Source organism: Rhizobium sp. 768_B6_N1_8 (assembly GCF_051811225.1).
GTDB lineage: Bacteria > Pseudomonadota > Alphaproteobacteria > Rhizobiales > Rhizobiaceae > Rhizobium.
Map to the genome: position 1 here is coordinate 864,042 of NZ_JBPWPV010000001.1, position 21,966 is coordinate 886,007.

The following is a 21,966-nucleotide window of genomic DNA, read 5'->3' on the forward strand; positions in this document are numbered from 1 at the left end:
GTTTTGCGTCCGGAATTGCGTAAAACAAAGAAACAAGGCCGCGCCTTTTTCGGCGCGGCCTTGCTTTCAATTCTGACCTGCTGCAGGTGCGGATGCCACAGCCGCCTCCGCTTCTCCGAGCGCCTGAGCGCATTCCTCGCAGCAGACCTCGACGGTCTTCCCGCCAAGCTTGACGCTGATGGCATCAGGTCCGAGTTCGCAGTCGCAGGCAGCGCATGTGGTCTTCTTCATCTTGTCATCCTCCGGTTGGGTCCCCGTCTGGGGTAGGATCATAAGACCACTGCTGGCCCTTTCGTCGCTGTCGAATTCTTTAGCGACTTTACGCCCGCAGCCGCGTCGCGCGCTGGAATTCCGCCGGCGTCTGGCCATAGGCCTGGCGGAAGGATGAGGTGAAATGGCTGTGGCTGGAAAAGCCGAGATCGAGGCCGAGCGCAGTCAGATCCTCATACTCACCGAGCAGATCGAGCGCACGGGCAAGGCGAAGCCGAAGCTGGTAGCGATAGAGCGGCGTCGCCTCCACCTGCTGGAAGACCTGCGTGAGATAGACAGGCGAAACGCCGACTTCGGTCGCGATTTCCGCCAGCGTCCACCGCCGCGCCAGATCAGAGGAGAGCACGAGCTTTGCCCGGTCGACAAGTTTCTGCCGTCCGGCACTGGCACCCGCCGCATGCGAGGTGCGCTCGCCGAGCGAGCGGCGTACGAGCGTCAGCGCCAGCGTTTCCGCCTCCAATGTCTCGGCAACGTTGCGGCGAAGGCCATGGCGCAGAAGGGCGACAAGCGCCTGCGCGCGCGGATCGACACGCCGGCGCTGGCGTTTGAAGCCGAACAACTCGCCGGCCTGTACCTGATCCCTAGGCGCAAGCTCGGCAAGCAGGGATTCGTCGATAGACAGATCGATGCAGGCATCGCCGCCATCGACCGGATGGCTGATGCGGTAGCCTTGCCCGACATTGAAGAACAGTACCTGATTGGCTTCCGCCACGGTGTCGTTGCGCCCGACATGGCGCATGAAGACGCCGCGATAGGGATAGACGAGACTGGTCTTGTGGGCGCATTCCTCGTCGCTCTTGTGACGGCATTCGCCATTGCAGACGATGTCACGGATCGTGACGGTCTTCGTCTTCAGGAGCAATGCGGTCGAAAATTGCGACATCGGTCTTTCCGGAATTCGGGCGGCGAGCATCGCCCGCCGCACCAGCCTATCACAATCCTTTGTTGTTCCAGTAGTGGCTTGAGATATGCACGTCGCTTTCGATCTGGCCGCGGGAAAGACCGATATCTTTGAGCTGATCGTCGGACAATTCCATGACGGCGCTGCGATTGCGCCGCTCGGCAATCTTGCGCGCCAGCCAGCGCAAACCATCAAGGAGTTTGGCAAGAAGACGGGATTGCCTGATTTCTGTCCGGCGAGTGGTCTGAGAGTAAACGGTAAGGCTTGAGCCGCGCATGGTGTTCCTCCATCCATTGCGTTTGAATGGGAGGATTGAACCATTTGCGCGGCCCGCCCGCTGTCAGATTATTTAGCGATCTGCGGCCCGTTCAGGCTTTCAGCAGCCACTCATGTTCCGGCGCATTGTAGAATTTCCAAACGCGCTTCGGCCCGGCCATGACATTGAGATAATAGAGATCATAGCCATGCGTCGCCGCACAGGGATGATACCCCTTCGGCACAAGCGTCACGTCGCCGTCTTCGATGGCCATCGCCTCATCGAGTGAGCGGTCGTCCGTATAGACACGCTGGAAGCCGAAACCCTGCGGCGGATTGAGGCGGTGGTAATAGGTCTCTTCCAGCATGCTCTCATGCGGAAGGTTGTCCTGATCATGCTTGTGCGGCGGATAGGAAGAGGTGTGACCGCCGGGCGTGATGACCTCGACGACGAGCAGCGAATGCGCCGAGCTGTCATCCTCAGGCATGATGTTGTTGACGTGGCGCACATTCGTGCCCTTGCCGCGCGTCACCGGCGGGTGGGTGCCGGGCGGAATGGCCTTCGCCTCATAGGTACCGCCGCCGGGTGCGGAGCACACGGCAAGCTCGAGATCGGTCTCGGCCGTCACCGACCATGTCGATTCCATCGGTATATAGAGAGCGTGCGGCGCGCCGTCGAAGGGGCTCATGCGCTCGCCGAGCGTGCCGAAATCCCTGGTGCCGGCCGAAGCCTTGCCCTTGCCGCTCACCCAGACGAGGCAGACTTCCCGCTCGCCCGTCTCTCCAGCGGTCGTCTCGCCCGGCTTCAGGCGGTACATGTCGAAGCCGACATAGGTCCAGCCGGCGCTTTCGGGCGTCACATGCGTGACGCGGCCGGTCTTGCCCGACGGTTTTACCTTGAGGTTTGGCATTGGTGTTTCTCCTCCGTTATCCCTTCGGGAAACCTTCCGTCTCCACCGTATAACCGGCCGCCGTCATGACGCGCATCAATTCCGCATGGCCGATCTCCGCCATCTTCTGCGGCGGCGCCTTGCGCGGATCCTGCTCGGCCTCGACAACGAACCAGCCCTCATAGCCGTATTCGGCGAACCGCTTGACGATGGCGCCGAAATCGAGCGAGCCGTCGCCCGGCACGGTGAAGGCGCCGAGCGCCACAGCATCGAGGAAGGATTGCTTGCTGCGATCCAGCCCGTCGACGACGGACTTCCGGATGTCCTTCACGTGCACATGGTTGATGCGGGCGTGGTGATTGTCGATGGCACGCAGCACGTCGCCGCCGGCAAAGGCCAGATGGCCGGCATCAAGCAGCAGCGGAATGCCGGCACCCGAATTCTTCATGAAGGCATCGAGTTCCGGCTCGGTCTCGACGACGGCCGCCATGTGGTGGTGATAGGAAAGCGGCATGCCCTGGTCCGCGCACCATTCGCCGAATTCGGTGACGCGGCGCGCATAGGCTTTCATCTCGTCATCTCCAAGACGCGGCTTGGTCGCGAGCGGCTTGGAGCGATCGCCCTGGATCGAGCGACCGACTTCGCCATAGACGATGCAGGGCGCATTGACCGCCTTGAAGAGTTCAATCATCGGCGCAATGCGGTCCTTGTTGGCCGCAAGCTCCTCATTGACCAGCGTACCCGAGAACCAGCCGCCGCAGAGCGTCACGTCGGCAGCACGCAGGATGGGCAGCATTTCCTGGGGATTGCTAGGGAACCGGCGACCCTGCTCCATGCCGGTAAACCCGGCGGTGCGGGATTGCCGCAGGCATTCTTCGAGGGACACGTCGTCGCTGAGTTCAGGAAGATCGTCGTTCCACCAGGCGATGGGCGACATGCCGAGTTTGGCCTTCATCGATAGTCTCCTTAAAAATAGCGCGGAGGAGCGCTTCCGCTCCTCCAGAAAATGACAGCAATCCGATCAACCGACGCGCTGGGCGGCGCGTGCCTTGACATAGGCCTCATGGGCCTTGTTGACCTCGCCGCGCGGGCTGACTTCCGGCACCGCGACATCCCACCAGTGGCCGCCGGCATCGGTGGTAACAAGCGGGTCGGTATCGATGACGAAGACCGAAGTACGGTCGTTCTTCTTCGAATCGGCGATCGCCTGTTCGAGCTCGGCGATGGAGGAAACCTTCACCGCAATGGCGCCCATCGCTTCCGCATGCGCGCGGAAATCGATCTCGGGCATCACCTCATGATAGGAGTCCTTCAACAGGTTGTTGAAGTTGGCGCCACCGGTCGCCATCTGCAGGCGGTTGATGCAGCCATAGCCTCTGTTGTCGAGCAGCACGATATTGAGCTTGAGGCCGAGCATGACCGAGGTCGCAAGCTCGGAGTTCATCATCATGTAGGAACCGTCGCCGACCATGACGACGACATCCTTTTCCGGATGCGCCATCTTGGCGCCGAGGCCGCCGGCAATCTCATAGCCCATGCAGGAGAAGCCGTATTCCATGTGGTAGCTGCCGGGAACGGTGGCCGGCCACAGTTTGTGCAGCTCGCCCGGAAGGCCGCCGGCCGCGCAAAGCAGCGTGGTCTTCTCGCCGCCGATCGAACGGACAACCGCGCCGATAACCTGCGCATCGGAGGGCAGGGCGGCATTGGTGGCGCCCATCGCTTTGGCGGCAGCCTCCATCCAGACCTTCTTTTCCTTGGTTGCCTTTTCGGCAAGCGCCGTAGGCGCCTTCCAGCCTGAGAGACCGGCCGAGAGTGCCTTCAGTCCCTCGCGCGCATCGGCGACGAGCGGATGGCTGTCATGCTTCAGCGCGTCATAGGCTGCGATGTTCAGGCTGAGCAGTTTGAAGCCTTCATTCTTGAAGAGCGCCCAGGAGCCGGTCGTGAAATCCTGGCAGCGCGTACCGACGGCAATCACCAGGTCGGTTTCCTCGGCAATCGCATTGGCAGCCGATGTGCCTGTCACGCCGACGGAACCGAGCGCCAGAGGATGACGCTCGTCGATCGCCGACTTGCCGGCCTGTGTGACGACGACGGGAACGCCATGCGCTTCCGCAAAGGCTGCAAGCTCCTTGGTCGCCTGCGAATAGAGAACGCCGCCGCCGGCAACGATGACGGGCTTCTGCGAGGCCTTGATCAGCGCAATCGCATTGGTAAGCTCGTCGGCATCCGGCTGCGGACGACGCACCGTCCAGACCTTTTCCTCAAACAGGCTCTCCGGATAGTCGAAGGCTTCCGCCTGAACGTCCTGGCAGAGCGACAGCGTCACCGGGCCGCAATCGAGCGGATCGGTCAGCACCTGCATGGCACGCTTCAGCGCCGTGATGATCTGCTCCGGCCGGGTGATACGGTCGAAATAGCGCGAGACCGGGCGGAAGGCATCATTGGCCGAAACCGTGCCGTCGCCGAAATCCTCGATCTGCTGCAGCACCGGATCGGGCGCGCGATTGGCGAAGATATCGCCAGGCAGGAAGAGCACCGGGATGCGGTTGACATGCGCCACACCGGCCGCCGTCACCATGTTCAGCGCGCCGGGACCGATCGAGGTCGTGCAGGCCATGAAGCGCTGGCGGAAGCTCGCCTTGGCATAGGCGATCGCAGCATGCGCCATGCCCTGTTCGTTATGGGCGCGGTAGGTCGGCAGTTCCTGGCGCACCTGGTAGAGCGCTTCACCCATGCCGGCGACATTGCCGTGGCCAAAGATTGCCCAGACGCCGCCGAAGATCGGCACCTTTTTGCCGTCGACGATGGTCATCTGTACTTTAAGGAAATGCGCGACGGCCTGCGCCATCGTCAATCTTACCGTCTTGCCCATCAGGCGCCTCCCAAATTCACTCTCTTAATTGAGGCCACGCGTTTTCAGCCATGCCTCTGTCAATTGTTTGAAGCGGCCTGCCATATCGCCGATCGCTTGCTCGTCGTTGATCTTGCCCGAAAGCCAGCCGCGCGCGGCATCGGCAAAGATCGTGCGGCCAACCGCAAAGCCCTTGACCGAGGGAGCAGCCAGTGTGGCCTCGAAACCCTTCAACAGTTCGTCGGCGGGAGCTTCGAGCCCCAGCAGCACGATACCGCGGCACCATGGATCATTTTTGGCAATCACTGCATCGATCTTCTTCCAGGCGCCGGTTGAGGCCTGCGGCTCCAGCTTCCACCAGTCCGGCTTGATGCCGAGCGCATAGAGTTCCTCCAGCGCCGTCGAGACCGTATCGTCGGTCAGCGGCCCGTTCTTGCTGGAGATGATCTCCACCAGCAGTTCGCGGCCGACCTTGCGCGCGGCTTCAAAGAGCGTGCGCAGCTTCTCCTGCTGCTCGCTCTTCAGCGCTGCCGGATCGTCGGGATGGTAGAAGCACAGGCACTTGATGCAATGGTCGAGCGGCCATTCCACCAGTTGCGAGCCGATATCCTGGCTGAACTCGAAGCGTAGCGGCTTGGAGCCCGGAAGCTCGACCGGCCGGCCGATCCAGGTGAAATTCTTCTTGGCGGCATCGAAGAAGGCATCGCGTCCGAAGCGCTCGTCGATCAGCATGCCATAGCCCTGCCGCCCACCTGCGACGCGGGAGGCTGCTTCCACCGCCAGCCGCTTGAAGGCGACGATCTGCTTGTAGTCGACGCCGAGCTCGTCGCAGACGCTGGTCAATTGCGAACGGTGATCGATGGCGAGCGCCATCAGAAGCGGGATTGCGCCCTTGCGGGTGGAGGCCCAGTGAATGTGGTTGATCGCCTCGTCCTTGCGCAGCGCGCGGTGTTTACTGCCGTTCTTCAGGAAGAAGTCGAGCTCGGCCCAGGTCGGATATTCCGGCGAGCAGAGCAGGCGGGAAACTGCAAAGGCGCCGCAGGCGTTCGCCCATGTGGCACAGGTCTTCAGCGGCTCATCCTTCAGCCAGCCGCGCAGCAGGCCGGACATGAAGGCATCGCCTGCGCCGAGCACGTTGAATACCTCGATCGGGAAACCCTGGCCGACAATGCCGTCTTCCAGATTGTCGCTGATCGGGCCGTCATAGACGATGCAGCCCATGGCGCCACGCTTCAGCACGATGGTCGCAGGCGAAAGGCGGCGAATTTCTTTCAATGCGCCGAGTACGTCATCGGCACCCGATGCAATCAGGATTTCCTCTTCCGTGCCGACGATCAGGTCGCAATCCGGCAACGTCTCTTTCATCTTCGAGGAGACGCGGTCGGACTTCACATAACGCTCGAAGCCTTCGGCATGGCCGGCAAGGCCCCAGAGATTCGGTCGGTAGTCGATATCGAAAATCACCTTGCGGCCGTTGGCCTTGGCAATCCGGATCGCCTTGCGCTGCGCGGCCTCGGTATTGGGCCGGGAGAAATGCGTCCCCGAGACGAGCACGGCGCGCGAGGACTTGATGAAATCCTCATCGATGTCGCCTTCTTCGAGCGCCATGTCGGCGCAGTCGGAACGATAGAAGATCATCGGCGAGACGCCCTCAGCCTCTACCGCCAGCAGCACCAGCGCCGTCAGCCGATCGTTGTCGGTCTTTATGCCCTTGGTCTCGACACCTTCACGCGCCGATTGCTCAATGATGAACCGACCCATCTGCTCGTCGCCGACGCGGGTAATCAGCGCCGATTTCAGCCCGAGCCGCGCCGTACCGATCGCAATATTGGCCGGGCAGCCGCCGACGGACTTCGCAAACGAGCCGATGTCTTCCAGCCGCGAGCCGATCTGCTGGCCATAGAGATCGACGGAAGAGCGGCCGATGGTGATCACGTCGAGTGTCGGCTCCGGCTGTGAGCCCGGATTCGATTGTACCATGATGTCCTCCCGCTAGATTTTTACGCGGCCTGGAACGCCCGCGAATTTTGAATAATGAAACATCGGTTCCGTCTCTTTGTCAATTCGGAATGTTTATTCCATTTTGGTCTTTACGGGTTTTGAATGCTGCAGTTTGCGCCGTCGCTCGGCAATGGCAACCGGCAGTGCCATGGTGAGCGCCATCGAAGCCGAGAGTGAACGAAAACCGCCGAAATCAGCCTCCGCTACCTCGAACCAATGTGTCGCGCAGGCCGCCAGCGGCGAAAAGGCCGAATCGGTGATCGCAATGACTGGCACGCCGCGATCAGCAAGTTCCTGGCTCTGGGTGAGGCTGTCGGCGGCATAGGGCGAAAAGCTTGCCGCAATCGCCGCATCGCGCGGCGTGGCGAATTGCACCATCTCCGGATCGACGCCGTTCGGTGAGGCAACGATCTGATGACGGATGTTCAGCTTGGAAAAAGCATAGGTCATATGCGCGGTCAGCGGATAGGAGCGCCGCTTGGCGATAAGATAGATGGTCTCCGCTGCCGCGAGGATATCGACGGCCTTGGCAAAAGTGTCCGTCTGCACCGTCGCCGCAAGCCGGTTCACGGACTGGCTCGCCGCCGAAATGAAGCCGGAAAGCAAGGTCGCATCCTCGTCATCCCCGCCGGACTGTTCCAGCGTGACGAGGCGTTCCTCATAGCTCAGCGTCCGGTCGCGCAACCGCTCGCGAAAAATGCTCTGGAGATCGGAGAAGCCCTCATAGCCGAGGTGATGGGCGAGGCGCACCAGCGTGGACGGCTGCACATCGGACGCCGCGGCAATGCTCGCCGTCGTGCCGAAGGCGATCTCGTCGGGATTGCCGAGTGCAAAGGCGGCGACCTGTGCCAACCGTTTCGGCATGCTCGCCTTCCGCTCGATGATCGTACTGCGCAGGCTTTCGAAATCGCGCGGCACACGCGCTCTTTGGGGGTCACTATCCATGCTGACGGCTCAGAAGATGAAACAAATATTCCATATTTCGGAGCATAAACGATTTCCTCGAAGCCGCCTAATTGTTTTTAATAGGCTGAAAATGAAGGGTTTTAGACAGTCTTCGACAAGGCGAGGCGAAATGATGCATCAGGACGTGCTTGTCAAAATGGTCCAAATATTCCAAAAATTCTCCGGATTTGAGGAGGAGACCCTGACATGAAGCCACTCGGCATAGGTTTGATCGGCACCGGTTATATGGGCAAGTGCCACGCACTGGCATGGAATGCGGTGAAAACGGTCTTCGGCGATGTCGAGCGCCCGCGCCTCGTGCATCTTGCAGAGGCGAATGCAGGGCTCGCAACCGCCCGCGCTGCCGAATTCGGTTTCGAGAAAGCGACGGCCGATTGGCGGGCGCTGATTGCCGATCCTGAAGTGGATGTCGTTTCCGTCACCACACCCAACCAGTTCCATGCCGAAATGGCGATCGCCGCCCTTCAGGCCGGCAAACATGTCTGGTGTGAAAAGCCGATGGCGCCTGCCTATGCCGATGCCGAGCGTATGCTTCAGATCGCCAGGCAGTGCGGCAAGGTCGCTGTACTCGGCTATAATTATATCCAGAACCCGATCATGCGGCATATCAAGACGCTGATCGGCGAAGGCGCGGTCGGCTCCGTCAATCATATCCGCGTCGAAATGGACGAGGATTTCATGGCCGATCCTGACGTCCTCTTCTATTGGAAGAGCGAGCTGTCGGCCGGTTACGGCGCACTCGACGATTTCGCCGTCCATCCGCTGTCGCTGCTCTGGTATCTCTTCGGCCATGTCGAGGCCGTCACCACGGATATGGTCAAACCCTATGCTGACCGTCCTCTGAAGGAAGGCGGCCGCCGCGCTGTTGAGAATCACGATGCGGCCAATGTCTTGATGCGCCTTGGCGGCGGTATTTCCGCGGTGCTGATGGCAAACCGCGCCGCCTGGGGCCGCAAGGGCCGCATCGCACTGCAGATCTATGGCTCGAAAGGCTCGATCCTCTACGATCAGGAGCGCATGAACGAATTCGAACTCTATCAGGCCGAAGGACGAGGCTCCGAACAGGGCTTCCGCAAGATACTGGCGGCTCCCGCCCACCAGCCCTATGATCGCTTCATTCCGGCGCCCGGCCATGGCCTCGGCTTCAACGATCTCAAGATCATCGAATGCCGCGAGCTGATCCGGGCGATTTCCGGAGAGCCGGCGTCTATCGTGACATTCGAAGACGGTCTCAGGATAGAGAAGTCGGTTCATGCCATGGCACAGTCCTTCCATGAGCGCCGCTGGATCGAGATCGGCTGAGGCAATGGCCTCGCTTCCGTTGACGGCGTTTGGGGCAGGGGATAGGCCTTGTCCCTGTGGAAAAGCTGATATTCGGGAGTGACATCGTGACGGATAGACTGGTGATCATCGGCGCGGGGCAGGCAGGCTTCGCATTGGCAGCCAAGCTGCGTGCGCTGAAGGATGCGCGTCCGATCACGCTGATTGGCGCCGAAGACGTGCTTCCCTACCAGCGCCCGCCGCTGTCGAAGAAGTACCTGCTTGGGGAGATGGCCTTCGACCGCCTGCTGTTCCGTCCCGAGTATTGGTACCCTGACAATAATGTCGAGATCCGTCTCTCGACCTGGGCCGAGCAGATCAAGCGCGACACGAAACAGGTCCTGCTGCAGGATGGCTCCGTTCTCGACTATGGCACGCTGGCGCTTGTGACGGGCTCCACGCCCCGCCGCCTACCGGCGGCGATCGGCGGCGATCTGGAAGGCGTCTATGTCGCCCGCGACAAGCGCGACGCCGACCTGCTGGCAGGGGAAATGCGACCCGGCCGTCGTGTGCTCATCATCGGCGGCGGTTATATCGGCCTCGAGGCCGCAGCCGTCGCTCGCCATCTCGGCCTAGAGGTGACCGTCATCGAAATGGCCGACCGGATCCTGCAGCGCGTCGCTGCCAGGGAAACCGCCGACATCATGCGCGCGATCCATAAGAGCCATGATGTGTCGATTCGTGAAAAGACCGGCCTGAAGCATCTGATCGGCAAGGATGGTCGCGTGACCGGCGCCGAACTCTCTGATGGCAGCACCATCGACGTGGATTTCGTCATTGTCGGCATCGGCGTCGTGCCGAACGACCTTCTGGCGAAAGAGGCAGAGCTTGAAGTCGGCAATGGAATCATCGTCGACGAATTCGCCCGCACATCCGACCCGTCGATCTTTGCGGCCGGCGATTGCGCGAGCCTGCCTTGGCAGGGCGGCCGCATCCGGCTCGAATCGGTTCAGAACGCCGTCGATCAGGCGGACGCCGCCGCCGCCGTCATCGCCGGCGGCAACGAACCCTATGATCCGAAGCCCTGGTTCTGGTCGGATCAGTATGATGTGAAGCTGCAGATTGCCGGCTTCAATATGGGCTATGACGACACGCTGCTGCGCCCCGGCACCCGCGAAGGAGCGAGCTCCGTCTGGTATTTCCGCGAGGGCAGGCTGATCGCCGTCGACGCCATCAACGATGCAAAAGCCTATGTGACGGGCAAGAAAATGCTGGAATCAGGTATCAACCCCGACCGGGCAGTTCTGGCCGATCCTGCGGCCGACCTGAAGCAGTTGCTGGGCTGAAGTGGAGCCGGCTCGCCCGGCTCTGCAGGCAGTTTCAGTTTTGAACTGTCGCCACCGCGCTTGCCGCCTAAATAAAGGAGGTGTGAAAACTTCAAAAAAAGCTTGATCGCACCGGTGAATACCCATATCAGGGCTCCCACCGGAGAGGTGGCCGAGTGGTCGAAGGCGCTCCCCTGCTAAGGGAGTATACCCGAGAGGGTATCGTGGGTTCGAATCCCATCTTCTCCGCCATCTATTTTCTGTTAAATGAAATCAGATAGATGGCAGCGGTGGCAATCCACCCGCAACGCGATTTTCGCTTGCCTTAATCGGGCTGGGCGACGGCCGTTGAATGCCGCGCCCTGCGATATGGCGGACAAGTGTCGCCGGCTAGAAACGAAAATACAAAGTCACTCCTGACCGCGGACGGTAGCCGTAATAATCGCGGTAGCCGTAATAATCGCGATCGTAATACCGCGGGTATCTATAACCGTAGCGCGGATATCCGTAGCATCTGCCATAATATCCGCAGGAACGGTAGGCGTACCGGTGGTTCCGGTAGCGATCCGCACGCCAATGCCGATAGCTCCGATGTCTGACCTGCTCGACATTGCCGATCTGCACTTGCTCTGCTCTCGGCACGAAGATCGGAGCCGCGTTTAGCGGTGGGGCGAAAGATGCAGCCAGGACCACGGCTGCGAGTGCTGATAATAGCTTTCTCATCGACGTATCCTCTCAGGTTTTCAGCTTGAGCCCCCAGGCGTGAACCTCCGATGAACGGCTTCAGCGATCGAGCGGCCTGGAATCGCCGGCCAGCCGGCCACAGTGTTGGAGGGCCATTTTCCGTCATTGATAGTGTTATGGTCTTTGCGCGCGGCTTCTCGTTTCCGCCGCCTATTTTCTCCGCTCGAAATTCTCCCTGTCGCATGCCTCGTTCCCGAATCGCGATGGTCGCCGGGCGAATCGCATACGGAAATCAATCGTCTCTCGTCGGCCAAAGCTGAAATCGGTTTCGATTTTCGCATTGGCGAGTTTCGCCAGTCGCTAGCCGGTTATCGCAAAAAGGCCGAATCTGGCAGAAAAATGGTGCCGATTTGGCACAGCGGGACGCGCTGCCCTCTTACAAAGCCCAATAAATACCGGGAAAATAAGCACTTTCTTAATAAAGCCTAAACAAGCGGCGGCCCCGTTGCCCAACTTGTGGCCTTTCAGCAACAGGGTTTCGGTAAGGCTTTCGTAAACCCCTTCCGAACACAAGTTGGTGATTGCGTGACAGCTTTCGTCTTGTATTTTCACTCTCGGAAGCAAGGGCTTGACCGCCCGACTTCTTCAAACACCGGAGATGGGGCAGGGAAACGCTGTCCAGGCGTGATCCTATCTCCGATCGAAACTTGAATTGGAGGTCATTATGAACATCAAGAGCCTTCTTCTCGGCTCCGCTGCTGCTATGGCAGTAGTATCCGGCGCTCAGGCAGCTGACGCAATCGTTGCTGCCGAGCCGGAACCGGTTGAATACGTTCGCGTCTGCGACGCTTACGGCACCGGCTACTTCTACATCCCGGGCACGGAAACCTGCCTGAAGATCAACGGTTACATCCGTTTCCAGGTTGACGTTGCTCCGAACGCAAGCTCGATCGGCGCCAGCGGCGGCGGTTCTGTTCCGAACGACTCGGACTGGGACGCTCGTACGCGTGGTCAGGTTCAGTTCACGGCTAAGAGCGACACCGAATACGGCCCGCTCACCGGCGTGATCGTTATCCAGGCCAATGCTGACAACGCTTCGGCTCAGAAGACGCAGCTTGACTCTGCTTACCTCGACATCGCTGGCTTCCGCGCTGGTCTCTTCTACTCTTGGTGGGACGATGGTCTCTCCGGCGAAACGGACGACATCGGCTCCCCGGTCACGCTGCATAACTCCATCCGTTATCAGTACGAAACCGGCGACTTCTACGCTGGCATCAGCGTTGACGAACTGGAAGACGGCCCGTTCTACAACGGCGAACAGCCGAACAACTTCGGCGTAGCAATCGGCCTCGGTGGCAAGGCTGGCGCCTTCACCTACCAGATCACCGCTGGTTACGACACCGACAACGAAGAAGGCGCTGTTCGCGCTATGGGTACCGTTGCTATCGGCCCGGGCACGCTCGGCCTCGCAGCTGTCTACTCCAGCGGCCCGAACGCCTACTACAACAAGTCTGAATGGGCTGTTGCTGCCGAGTACGCTATCAAGGCGACCGACAAGCTGAAGATCACCCCGGGCGTCCAGTACTACGGCAACTACGGCGTAGTTAACGCCGCGACCGATGCTGATTTCTCGGACAACAATGCCTGGAAGGCTGGCGTAACGATCGATTACCAGATCGTCGACAACCTCTCTGCCAAGGTTTCGGTTCAGTACCTCGATCCGGAACATGCTGACGACGTTACCTCGGGCTACTTCCGCCTGCAGCGCGCTTTCTAATCTGATCTGACTTCGGTCATTCAGAGAAGCCCGGCTTTCGAGCCGGGCTTTTTCGTTTCTGCCGGAAGGCCGACGCATATGGGCGATCTGGAAGTCGGTGAAAACTTAGGTGGGGAGCTGGAGCGGAATTAGCCGAGTTCACTGATAAACGTTCGGATCACCGTCGGAATGTCCCCGAGATGCAGAAGCGGTGCGTGGCCTTGGCCTTGTGCCAAGGTCTGCACCATTCCCGGATGCCGCTTCGCCATTTCATCCATCGTCTCCCGCGATAGCAGATTGGAGGTCTCTCCTTTAATCACCAGCAGCGGTATAGATCGCAGCCCCTCGAATTGCTGCCAGAGGTCGGGCAGGGGATTGCTGAAATCGACTGTTTTCAACTGCTCGGCAATGGCCGGATCATAGTCGGCGACAGGTACGCCATTCTGTTCCCGATAGATGGCGTGCGCCATGCCCTCCCAGTCGGTGAGACCAAGTGCGGGAAAGGCAGCACCGTGATTCTCCTTGAGGATATCGACCGCCTCACTCCAGCTTTGAGGTTTGCGAGGACGGTTGAGATAGTCCCTGATCGCCATCAGCCCGGCGGGCTCGATGACTGGGCCGATATCGTTCAAGATGACGCCTGCGAGCAGTTCCGGCTTTATTGCCGCCACCAGATGCAGGATTAGCCCGCCGCGCGAGGTCCCAATGAAGATGGCGCGGTCGATGCCGAACGCAGCGCAGGCGGCAATCACATCGCCGCATTCGACAGCGAGATTGTAATTCGCCTTGTTATCATCCCGATCAGACAGGCCACGTCCGCGATAGTCCAATGCCATGACACGCCGTGGGAAAGCTGCGTCGCGCGACAGAATCAATGCAAGTTCGTGGAAATCGCGGACATTGCGCGTAAGGCCCGGCAGGCAGACGACCGGCAACCGGTCGGTATCTCCGCCGGTCGGCTGGTAGTTACGGGCGTAAAGCCTCAGCCCATCGGTTGATCCATAGAATTTTTCGGTAAACCCGTTCGTGACTGCGTCAGCCATGACATCTCCATCCCGTCCGCCAGAACGAGATGTAGCGTGCTTTCGGCAAGTCTGCCAATCGGCCTCAGGTCGCGCCGCGGCCACCGATGAGGTCGCGCTCGATGTCCGGTGTCTGACCCAGGCGGGCCTTGTAGACCTCGTAATTCTCCATCACCCGCTGCACATAGTTGCGCGTCTCGGGGAAGGGGATGCGCTCGATCCAGTCGACGATTTCGTCGATAGGCTTGCCGCGAGGGTCACCATAGCGGCCGATCCATTCTGGCACGCGCTTCGGTCCCGCATTATAGGCGATGAAAGTCAGGATATAGGAGCCGCCGAAGGCGTCGATCTGCTCGCCGAGATAATGCGCGCCGAGCGTTGCGTTGTAGCCGGCATCGGCTGTCAGCTTGTCCTTGGAATAGGTGATGTTGTTCCGCTTGGCGACGGCCTGGGCCGTGCCCGGCAGGAGCTGCAGCAGGCCACGGGCATTGGCGGCCGAAACGGCGGCCGGATTGAAGGCGCTTTCCTGTCGAGCGATCGCATAGGCGAGCGCCTTGCCGGAGCCGGATATATTGGCGTTGGCGGGAATGACGCCAACCGGAAAGGCCAGCGCCGCGACATCGATACCGCGCCCATAGGCGATCTTGCCGATCTGCAGTGAAAGATGATGGTCGCCCGCCTGCTCGGCTTTGGCCGTCAGGATTGCGAGCTCGCCAGGGCTTTGAAGCTGCTCGGCCAGTGCCAGGTAAATGGCTGCCGCACGCCAGCCATGACCGGCCGATTCGAGCCGCCCGATCGCCTGCACGGCCTCGCGCTGCTGCAGGCTCTGTCGGTCGGCCGCCGTCGGCGACGGATAGGTGACATTCAGTGTCTTCCGTCCAAGCCGCTCGGCCGCAAGCTGGCCGTAGAAGGTGCCCGGAAAATTCGCAGCCTTGGTGAAAAATTCGCTGGCCTTGCCCGGCCCGCCGGCTTCCGCCGATCGCCCGAGCCAGTACCAGGCACGGGAAACGGAAAGCGGGCCGTTCGAAACCTGCAGGATCTTGTGGAAATGCGTCTCGGCCGTCGTCGGGTCCTGCAGTCCGCGCAGCGCATACCAGCCGGCATGGAACTGCGCTTCGACGATATCCGTCGGCACCGTCGCGACGGAGGCGGCGACGATCTGATAAGCCGCCTTGAACTGTCCCTGGTCCACGAGGCCGCGGCTGATGATCCGCTGCTCGTTCCACCACTCGCCCGAGTTCATCAGCTCGCTTCGGTCGCGCGGTATCTGCTGCAAGAGCTTGGCGGCGTCGAGATACTTGTCCTGCTTGCGCAGATATTCGATGCGCGCGAAGAGAAAGCCCGGATCGCTGCGCCATTTCGCATCGATCCCATTCAGCAATGCGCCGGCATTGCCAGCATTGTTGTCGACGGCAGCCCAGGCCTTGTAGAGCGATTGCGCCTGGCCCATGTCGCCGAAGCGCTTGGCCTGTGCCACGCGGCCGCGATACATCAGGTAGTCCATCCGCGTCTTGTGGTCGGCGGCGGTCAGCAGGCCGGCAAATTCGGCCAGGATCTTGTCTTCGGTTGCTTTGTCGAGCGCCTGTCCGTGCCAGATCTTGCCGATATATTTTGCCGCCTGCGCAGACTTGCCGGTTGCTACGAGCGCGCGCGACATAATGATCGCGCCCTGCCACGTCTCGGGCGCCGTATCGCCGAAGGCGTTCAGCACGGCGGCTGGGGCTGGGTTCTCGTCATAAAGCGCACGCTCGGAATTGCCGCGTAGACGTTCCAGACCTGGCCAGCCATTCAGCTCGTCCGAAGCACTGGCGATCTCATAGGAGGGAACGCCTTTCAGGCCGGAAGTGGCGATTGCCCAGGTCAGGATATGGCGGTCGAGTGTACCTGCCGCCATCGTATTGCGGATGGCAAGCGCCTGTTGCGGATCCTTGTTGGAGAGCGCATCGAGGCCAGCCTTCAGATCGCTGTTGACGGGGGCGATCGCCGCATTGCGCGGAATGGACCCGGTCGTGATCGCTTCGGGGAAAGACGCGGTTTCCGGCACGAAACCCAGCGGCTTGACGGCCGGCGCAGGGGCGCCCTCGCCGGGGAGCGGCGATGCAACGCTGCCCCATGCCGCGGCCACCAGGCCGAAGACGGACAGGATCAGAACGGCTCTCTTCATCCGGATTACTCGCAACGAAACCATGCCCCTCCATTTGGCTGGAGGCATCTTAATGAAACCTTACCGTCTCGGGTAAAATTCATTCACATTTGCTATCGGAATTTGCCCTAACCGACCTATGCGCGCTTGTCGCAGCCTTTTCGCCGCTCTATGGTGCGCAACTCTTATTCATGGAATGCGGCTGAAGCAAGGATATCGGCCGTGAGGAGCTTTGCATGTTCAATGGGTCCATCCCCGCGCTCGTAACCCCCTTCACCGATGCCGGCCTGATCGACGAAGACAGCTTCGCCGCCCATGTCGCCTGGCAGATCGGGGAGGGCAGCAGCGGCCTCGTTCCGGTCGGCACGACTGGTGAGTCGCCGACGCTGTCGCATGCCGAGCACAAACGTGTGGTGGAGCTCTGCATCGAAGTTGCCGGCAAACGCGTGCCCGTCATGGCCGGCGCCGGCTCGAACAATACGCGTGAAGCGATCGAACTTGCCCAGCATGCCGAGAAGGTCGGGGCGGACGCCGTTCTGGTCGTCACGCCCTATTACAACAAGCCGACGCAAAAGGGGCTGATCGCTCACTATTCGGCGATCGCCGAGGCCGTGAAGCTGCCGATCTATATCTACAACATCCCCGGCCGTTCGGTCGTCGACATGACGCCGGAGACGATGGGTGCGCTTGCCAAGGCGCACAAGAATATCGTCGGCGTCAAGGATGCGACCGGCAAGATCGAGCGTGTCTCCGAGCAGCGCATCACCTGCGGCAAGGAGTTCCAGCAGCTTTCCGGCGAGGACGCGACGGCTCTCGGCTTCAACGCCCATGGCGGCGTTGGCTGCATCTCGGTGACGGCCAACATCGCGCCGCGCCTTTGTGCCGAGTTCCAGGCAGCGACGACCGCAGGAAATTACACCAAGGCGCTGGAGCTGCAGGACCGGCTGATGCCGCTGCATAAGGCAGTCTTCATGGAACCCGGCGTCTGTGGCGCGAAATACGGCCTCGCAAAGCTCGGCCGCATGAGCCGCAGCGTGCGCTCGCCGCTGATGTCATCGCTCGAGCCCTCGACGGAAGCGGCGATCGACGCCGCTATGCGTCACGCCGGCCTGCTGAACTAAAGCATGTCGCGCAAAACTGTGCAGCGGTTTTGCGATAACGACATGCCTTAAGCGTAAACCCGGCCCGTCTTCACAAGACCGGGCCGTTCTCCTACATAGATAACAGGAAATGAGGGCGCGGCATTCGCGCCCCTCTAATGGAATTATCGTCATGGCCCCCAAAGGCAGCCAGCGTATCGTGAAGAAGGTCGTTGCGGAAAACCGCAAGGCCCGCTTCAACTACGAGATCATCGATACCTATGAGGCGGGCTTGGTGCTGATGGGCACCGAGGTCAAGTCATTGCGCGAAGGCAAGGCCAATATCGCCGAATCCTACGCTTCCGATGAGGATGGTGAGATCTGGCTGATCAATTCCTATCTGCCGGAATATCTGCAGGCGAACCGCTTCAACCATGAGCCGCGTCGCCGCCGCAAGCTGCTTTTGTCCGGGCGTGAGATTAACCGTTTGCGCGCGGGCATCAATCGCGAAGGCATGACACTGATCCCGATGAAGATCTACTTCAACGATCAGGGCCGCGCCAAGATCGAGCTGGCGCTCGCGAAGGGCAAGAAGCTTCACGACAAGCGCGAATCCGAGAAGGAGCGCGATTGGAACAGGCAGAAGAGTCGTCTGTTGAAAGACAACGGCTGACTCTTTGCCTGCAGCATCATGCTATTCGTGAATGAAGATTCAGTCTTCGAAATCGCTGGCCGGTGCTACTTCGGCAGGACGCGGCGGGCGTTCGGAAGGATCTCGGCCGATCTCGGCTTTCAGCGACAGAAGATCGATGAAGTGATCGGCCTGGCGGCGCAGATCGTCGGCGATCATCGGCGGCTGGGTCGACATGGTCGAAATGACCGAAACCTTGCGTCCCTTGCGTTGCAGCGCTTCGACCAGATTGGTGAAATCGCCGTCGCCGGAGAAGATGACGAGATGGTCGACCGTTTCGGACTGTTCCATGGCATCGATTGCGAGCTCGATATCCATATTGCCCTTGATCTTGCGCCGTCCCATGGAGTCGGTAAACTCCTTGGCGGGCTTCGTCACGACCTTGTAGCCGTTATAATCAAGCCAGTCGATGAGAGGACGGATCGAGGAATATTCCTGGTCTTCGATAAGCGCGGTATAGTAGTATGCGCGCAGCAGATATCCACGTTTCTGAAATGCTTTCAATAGCTTGCGGTAATCGATATCAAAGCCCAGACTCTTGGATGCAGCGTAAAGGTTGGCGCCGTCTATGAATAGTGCAATTTTTTCGCGTGGGTCAAACATCGCTTACCAATCCAAAGAGAGTAATCGAAATCCATAAGCCACTAAGCCTAATAAAAACAGCGGCTTGCGGATGTGGCGTCGAGCTGTTCCGTACTTTATGAATTATTCATATATGAAAGATTTAGGGCACGATTCGGGATATTCCAAGCAACCCCCGGTGGAAATGTCATATTGTGCATGGAAATTTAGACCGGCTGCGGATAAAGGCGAGGGGACCCTAACGAAAAACTTGAATTTGCCCGGTTTTAATTGTATCGGGCGTGTTAATCCCGAAAAGACGACCGCAAAGGACAGGCAATGGCCCGTGTCACAGTAGAAGATTGCATTGACAAGGTAGAGAACCGCTTCGAGCTGGTTCTGCTCGCCAGCCATCGCGCCCGGCTGATTTCCCAGGGTGCGTCGATTACCATCGACCGCGACAACGACAAGAATCCGGTTGTGGCTCTGCGAGAAATCGCTGATGAGACCCTGTCTCCTGACGATCTGAAGGAAGACCTGATCCATTCGCTGCAGAAGCATGTGGAAGTGGACGAGCCCGAGCCCGATCCGGCAAGCCTGATCGCCGCCGGTGCAACGGCTAATGCCGACAGCGAAGAGCAGGACGACCTGCCGGAAACGATCACCTTCGACCAGATGTCGGAAGAGGAGCTTCTGGCCGGTATCGAAGGTCTCGTCCCGCCGGAAAAGAGCGACGATTACTAAGCGCATCCCTGGCCCTTGAACGGCCGGGGCTTCCTGCGCGGCAAAAGATCGACGATTACCAATCATCAATCTTGCGCCTGTAAAGCTTAGGCATAATATTGCCCATGTGTGCGCCAATCTGCGATTGGCGCGCTTTTATTTTATTGGAGTGGCTTTGGAATGATGCGGCAGTACGAGCTCGTGGAGCGGGTTCAGAAATACAAGCCCGATGCCAACGAAGCTCTGCTGAACAAAGCCTATGTCTACGCCATGCAGAAGCATGGGCAGCAGAAGCGAGCGAGCGGCGACCCTTACATCTCGCATCCGCTCGAAGTGGCCGCCATCCTGACCGACATGCATCTCGATGAATCGACGATTGCAGTCGCCCTTCTGCATGACACGATCGAGGATACGACGGCGACCCGCGCCGAGATCGACGAACTCTTCGGCGAGGATATCGGCCGCTTGGTCGAGGGCCTGACGAAGATCAAGAAGCTCGATCTCGTCACCAAGAAGGCCAAGCAGGCGGAAAATCTGCGTAAGCTGCTGCTTGCCATTTCCGATGATGTACGCGTCCTGCTGGTCAAGCTTGCCGATCGTCTCCACAACATGCGCACTCTCGACCATATGTCCCAGGAAAAGCGCGCGCGCATTTCTGAAGAGACGATGGAAATCTATGCGCCGCTCGCCGGCCGCATGGGTATGCAGGACATGCGCGAGGAGCTGGAGGAGCTCTCCTTCCGGCACATGAACCCGGAAGCCTACGAGACTGTCACCAAGCGCCTCGAGGAACTGTCGAAGCGCAATGAAGGTCTGGTCAAGAAGATCGAGGCCGAACTGCGCGACCTGCTGATCGCCAATGGATTGGCGACTGCCTATGTCAAGGGTCGGCAGAAGAAGCCCTATTCGGTGTTCCGCAAGATGCAGTCGAAGTCGCTCTCCTTCGAGCAGCTTTCCGATGTCTACGGTTTCCGCCTCATCGTCGAGGATATTCCCTCCTGCTACCGTGCGCTCGGCATCGTGCATACGCGCTGGCGCGTCGTGCCCGGCCGCTTCAAGGATTATATCTCGACCCCGAAGCAGAACGACTACCGGTCGCTGCACACCACCATCGTCGGCCCGTCGATGCAGCGCATCGAACTGCAGATCCGCACCAAGCGCATGCATGAGATCGCCGAGTTCGGTATTGCCGCTCATACGCTCTATAAGGACGGCGCCACCAATGCCGATGGCGATATCCTCTCGCGCGAAAGCAATGCCTATTCCTGGCTCCGGCACACGATCGAGGCGCTCGCCGAAGGTGACAGCCCCGAAGAGTTCCTCGAGCACACCAAGCTCGAGCTGTTTCAGGATCAGGTCTTCTGTTTCACGCCGAAGGGCAAGCTGATTGCCCTGCCGCGCGGTGCGACACCGATCGACTTTGCCTATGCCGTTCATACCAACATCGGCGACACGACCGTCGGCGCCAAGATCAATGGCCGCATCATGCCGCTGGTGACCCGCCTCAACAATGGCGACGAAGTGGAGATCATCCGCTCCGGCGTGCAGGTGCCGCCGGCCGCCTGGGAAGAGATCGTCGTGACAGGCAAGGCGCGCGCAGCCATCCGCCGCGCGACGCGCATGGCGATCCGCAAACAATATGCCGGTCTCGGCCACCGCATCCTGGAGCGCACCTTCGAGCGCGCCGGCAAGATCTTCTCGCGTGACGCCATGAAGCCGGCCCTCCACCGGCTGGGGCAGAAGGATGTGGAAGATGCGATCGCTGCCGTCGGCCGCGGCGAAATGTCTTCGCTCGACGTGCTGCGCGCCGTCTATCCCGATCATCAGGACGAGCGCGTCACCGTCAAGCCGGCCGGCGACGAGGGCTGGTTCAATGTCCGCAGCGCCGCGGGCATGATCTTCAAGATCCCCGGCAAGACCAAGGCCGATCTCGATGGCGAGCGCGCCTCCACCGAGAGCGATCCCGATATCGTGCCGATCCGCGGCCTCTCCGGCAATGTCGACGTCAAGTTCTCGCCGACCGGCGCCGTGCCCGGCGATCGCATCGTCGGCATCATGGAAAAGGGCAAGGGCATCACCATCTATCCCATCCAGTCGCCATCGCTGCAGCGCTTCGATGATCAGCCGGATCGCTGGATCGACGTACGCTGGGATCTCGATGAGGCCAACAAATCCCGGTTCATGGCTCGCATCATGGTCAACGCGCTGAACGAGCCCGGCACGCTGGCTAAGGTGGCGCAGACGGTCGCAAGCCTCGACGTCAATATCCGCATGCTGAACACGGTACGTGTGGCCGCCGACTTCACCGAAATGGTGCTGGAAGTGGAAGTCTGGGACCTGCGTCAGCTGAACCAGCTTCTCTCTCAGCTCAAGGACCTGGACTGCATCGCGACGGTCCGGCGCCTCTACGAGTAGGAATTTATTAAAGTTTTGCCGATCGCAAAATTGCGCTTTGCATATTTTGTGATCATTTAATGGCCGAATCGGCATATTGAAAAGGCAAGCCATGCGCCCTCTGCATGGCTGTGCTCCGGTTACAGCGGTAGTAATTAACCGTTGCCGCGACTATCTTCTGGTCATCAAGAAAT

General features: G+C 60.0%; 19 protein-coding genes and 1 tRNA gene. 8 read left to right on the forward strand and 12 right to left on the reverse strand.

Features of this window, described 5'->3' with window-relative positions:
• Positions 1–66 precede the first annotated feature (66 nt).
• The 8 genes from AB8B33_RS04325 to AB8B33_RS04360 form a co-directional block, all read right to left on the reverse strand.
• A complete protein-coding gene (locus AB8B33_RS04325; protein WP_439014477.1) occupies positions 67–231 on the reverse strand; it encodes a hypothetical protein in 165 nt (54 codons plus the stop codon).
• Between the two features lie 88 nt (positions 232–319).
• Positions 320–1,153, reverse strand: coding sequence for a helix-turn-helix domain-containing protein (locus AB8B33_RS04330; protein ID WP_113324166.1), 834 nt, complete (start codon positions 1,151–1,153; stop codon positions 320–322).
• A 49-nt stretch (positions 1,154–1,202) separates the two neighbouring features.
• Entirely contained in the window at positions 1,203–1,448 is a 246-nt protein-coding gene (locus tag AB8B33_RS04335) for a DUF1127 domain-containing protein (protein ID WP_113324165.1), read from the reverse strand.
• Between the two features lie 91 nt (positions 1,449–1,539).
• Positions 1,540–2,337, reverse strand: a complete 798-nt coding sequence (gene iolB / locus AB8B33_RS04340) for a 5-deoxy-glucuronate isomerase (RefSeq protein ID WP_310382793.1) — start codon at positions 2,335–2,337, stop codon at positions 1,540–1,542.
• A 16-nt stretch (positions 2,338–2,353) separates the two neighbouring features.
• Complete coding sequence (gene iolE, locus AB8B33_RS04345) at positions 2,354–3,271, reverse strand: myo-inosose-2 dehydratase (protein WP_439014478.1); 918 nt, start codon at positions 3,269–3,271, stop codon at positions 2,354–2,356.
• Positions 3,272–3,337: 66 nt separating this feature from the next.
• Positions 3,338–5,188 carry a 3D-(3,5/4)-trihydroxycyclohexane-1,2-dione acylhydrolase (decyclizing) gene (gene iolD, locus AB8B33_RS04350; protein WP_113324162.1) on the reverse strand — a complete coding sequence of 617 codons (1,851 nt, stop codon included), beginning with the start codon at positions 5,186–5,188 and terminating at the stop codon, positions 3,338–3,340.
• Positions 5,189–5,212: 24 nt separating this feature from the next.
• A complete protein-coding gene (locus tag AB8B33_RS04355; protein WP_439014479.1) occupies positions 5,213–7,147 on the reverse strand; it encodes a bifunctional 5-dehydro-2-deoxygluconokinase/5-dehydro-2-deoxyphosphogluconate aldolase in 1,935 nt (644 codons plus the stop codon).
• Positions 7,148–7,240: 93 nt separating this feature from the next.
• Positions 7,241–8,113: a MurR/RpiR family transcriptional regulator gene (locus tag AB8B33_RS04360; RefSeq protein ID WP_439014480.1), complete on the reverse strand. Its 873-nt coding sequence runs from the start codon at positions 8,111–8,113 to the stop codon at positions 7,241–7,243.
• Between the two features lie 207 nt (positions 8,114–8,320).
• Here AB8B33_RS04360 and AB8B33_RS04365 point away from each other — a divergent pair, with 207 nt between their 5' ends.
• The 3 genes from AB8B33_RS04365 to AB8B33_RS04375 all read left to right on the forward strand — a co-directional run bounded on the left by AB8B33_RS04365 (position 8,321) and on the right by AB8B33_RS04375 (position 10,971).
• Positions 8,321–9,436, forward strand: a complete 1,116-nt coding sequence (locus AB8B33_RS04365) for a Gfo/Idh/MocA family protein (protein WP_439014481.1) — start codon at positions 8,321–8,323, stop codon at positions 9,434–9,436.
• A gap of 86 nt (positions 9,437–9,522) precedes the next feature.
• The gene (locus AB8B33_RS04370) at positions 9,523–10,740 is read left to right on the forward strand and encodes an NAD(P)/FAD-dependent oxidoreductase (RefSeq protein ID WP_439014482.1); all 1,218 of its coding nucleotides are present in this window, start codon (positions 9,523–9,525) and stop codon (positions 10,738–10,740) included.
• A gap of 141 nt (positions 10,741–10,881) precedes the next feature.
• A tRNA-Ser gene (locus AB8B33_RS04375) sits at positions 10,882–10,971 on the forward strand.
• A 138-nt stretch (positions 10,972–11,109) separates the two neighbouring features.
• Here the strand turns inward: AB8B33_RS04375 and AB8B33_RS04380 are convergent.
• Positions 11,110–11,442, reverse strand: a complete 333-nt coding sequence (locus AB8B33_RS04380) for a hypothetical protein (protein ID WP_113324158.1) — start codon at positions 11,440–11,442, stop codon at positions 11,110–11,112.
• 685 nt (positions 11,443–12,127) lie between these two features.
• Between AB8B33_RS04380 and AB8B33_RS04385 the strand changes: the two genes are divergently transcribed.
• Entirely contained in the window at positions 12,128–13,180 is a 1,053-nt protein-coding gene (locus AB8B33_RS04385; protein WP_439014483.1) for a porin, read from the forward strand.
• A 128-nt stretch (positions 13,181–13,308) separates the two neighbouring features.
• On the opposite strand, the gene AB8B33_RS04390 is transcribed toward AB8B33_RS04385, so the two are convergent.
• Together AB8B33_RS04390 and AB8B33_RS04395 are read right to left on the reverse strand one after the other, a co-directional pair.
• The gene (locus AB8B33_RS04390; protein ID WP_439014484.1) at positions 13,309–14,202 is read right to left on the reverse strand and encodes an alpha/beta fold hydrolase; all 894 of its coding nucleotides are present in this window, start codon (positions 14,200–14,202) and stop codon (positions 13,309–13,311) included.
• A 64-nt stretch (positions 14,203–14,266) separates the two neighbouring features.
• A complete protein-coding gene (locus AB8B33_RS04395; RefSeq protein ID WP_439014485.1) occupies positions 14,267–16,345 on the reverse strand; it encodes a transglycosylase SLT domain-containing protein in 2,079 nt (692 codons plus the stop codon).
• A gap of 215 nt (positions 16,346–16,560) precedes the next feature.
• Here AB8B33_RS04395 and dapA point away from each other — a divergent pair, with 215 nt between their 5' ends.
• Together dapA and smpB are read left to right on the forward strand one after the other, a co-directional pair.
• Positions 16,561–17,445 (forward strand): 4-hydroxy-tetrahydrodipicolinate synthase, encoded by an 885-nt coding sequence (dapA, locus tag AB8B33_RS04400; RefSeq protein ID WP_439014486.1) that lies wholly within the window; start codon positions 16,561–16,563, stop codon positions 17,443–17,445.
• 151 nt (positions 17,446–17,596) lie between these two features.
• Positions 17,597–18,076 (forward strand): SsrA-binding protein SmpB, encoded by a 480-nt coding sequence (gene smpB / locus AB8B33_RS04405; protein ID WP_007820124.1) that lies wholly within the window; start codon positions 17,597–17,599, stop codon positions 18,074–18,076.
• A gap of 39 nt (positions 18,077–18,115) precedes the next feature.
• On the opposite strand, the gene AB8B33_RS04410 is transcribed toward smpB, so the two are convergent.
• A complete protein-coding gene (locus tag AB8B33_RS04410) occupies positions 18,116–18,697 on the reverse strand; it encodes a LabA-like NYN domain-containing protein (protein WP_007820126.1) in 582 nt (193 codons plus the stop codon).
• A gap of 297 nt (positions 18,698–18,994) precedes the next feature.
• On the opposite strand from AB8B33_RS04410, the gene rpoZ reads away from it, so the two are divergent.
• Both rpoZ and AB8B33_RS04420 read left to right on the forward strand, forming a co-directional pair.
• Complete coding sequence (gene rpoZ / locus AB8B33_RS04415; protein WP_007820129.1) at positions 18,995–19,399, forward strand: DNA-directed RNA polymerase subunit omega; 405 nt, start codon at positions 18,995–18,997, stop codon at positions 19,397–19,399.
• 159 nt (positions 19,400–19,558) lie between these two features.
• Positions 19,559–21,793: a RelA/SpoT family protein gene (locus AB8B33_RS04420; protein WP_113325272.1), complete on the forward strand. Its 2,235-nt coding sequence runs from the start codon at positions 19,559–19,561 to the stop codon at positions 21,791–21,793.
• The last annotated feature ends 173 nt before the right edge of the window (positions 21,794–21,966 follow it).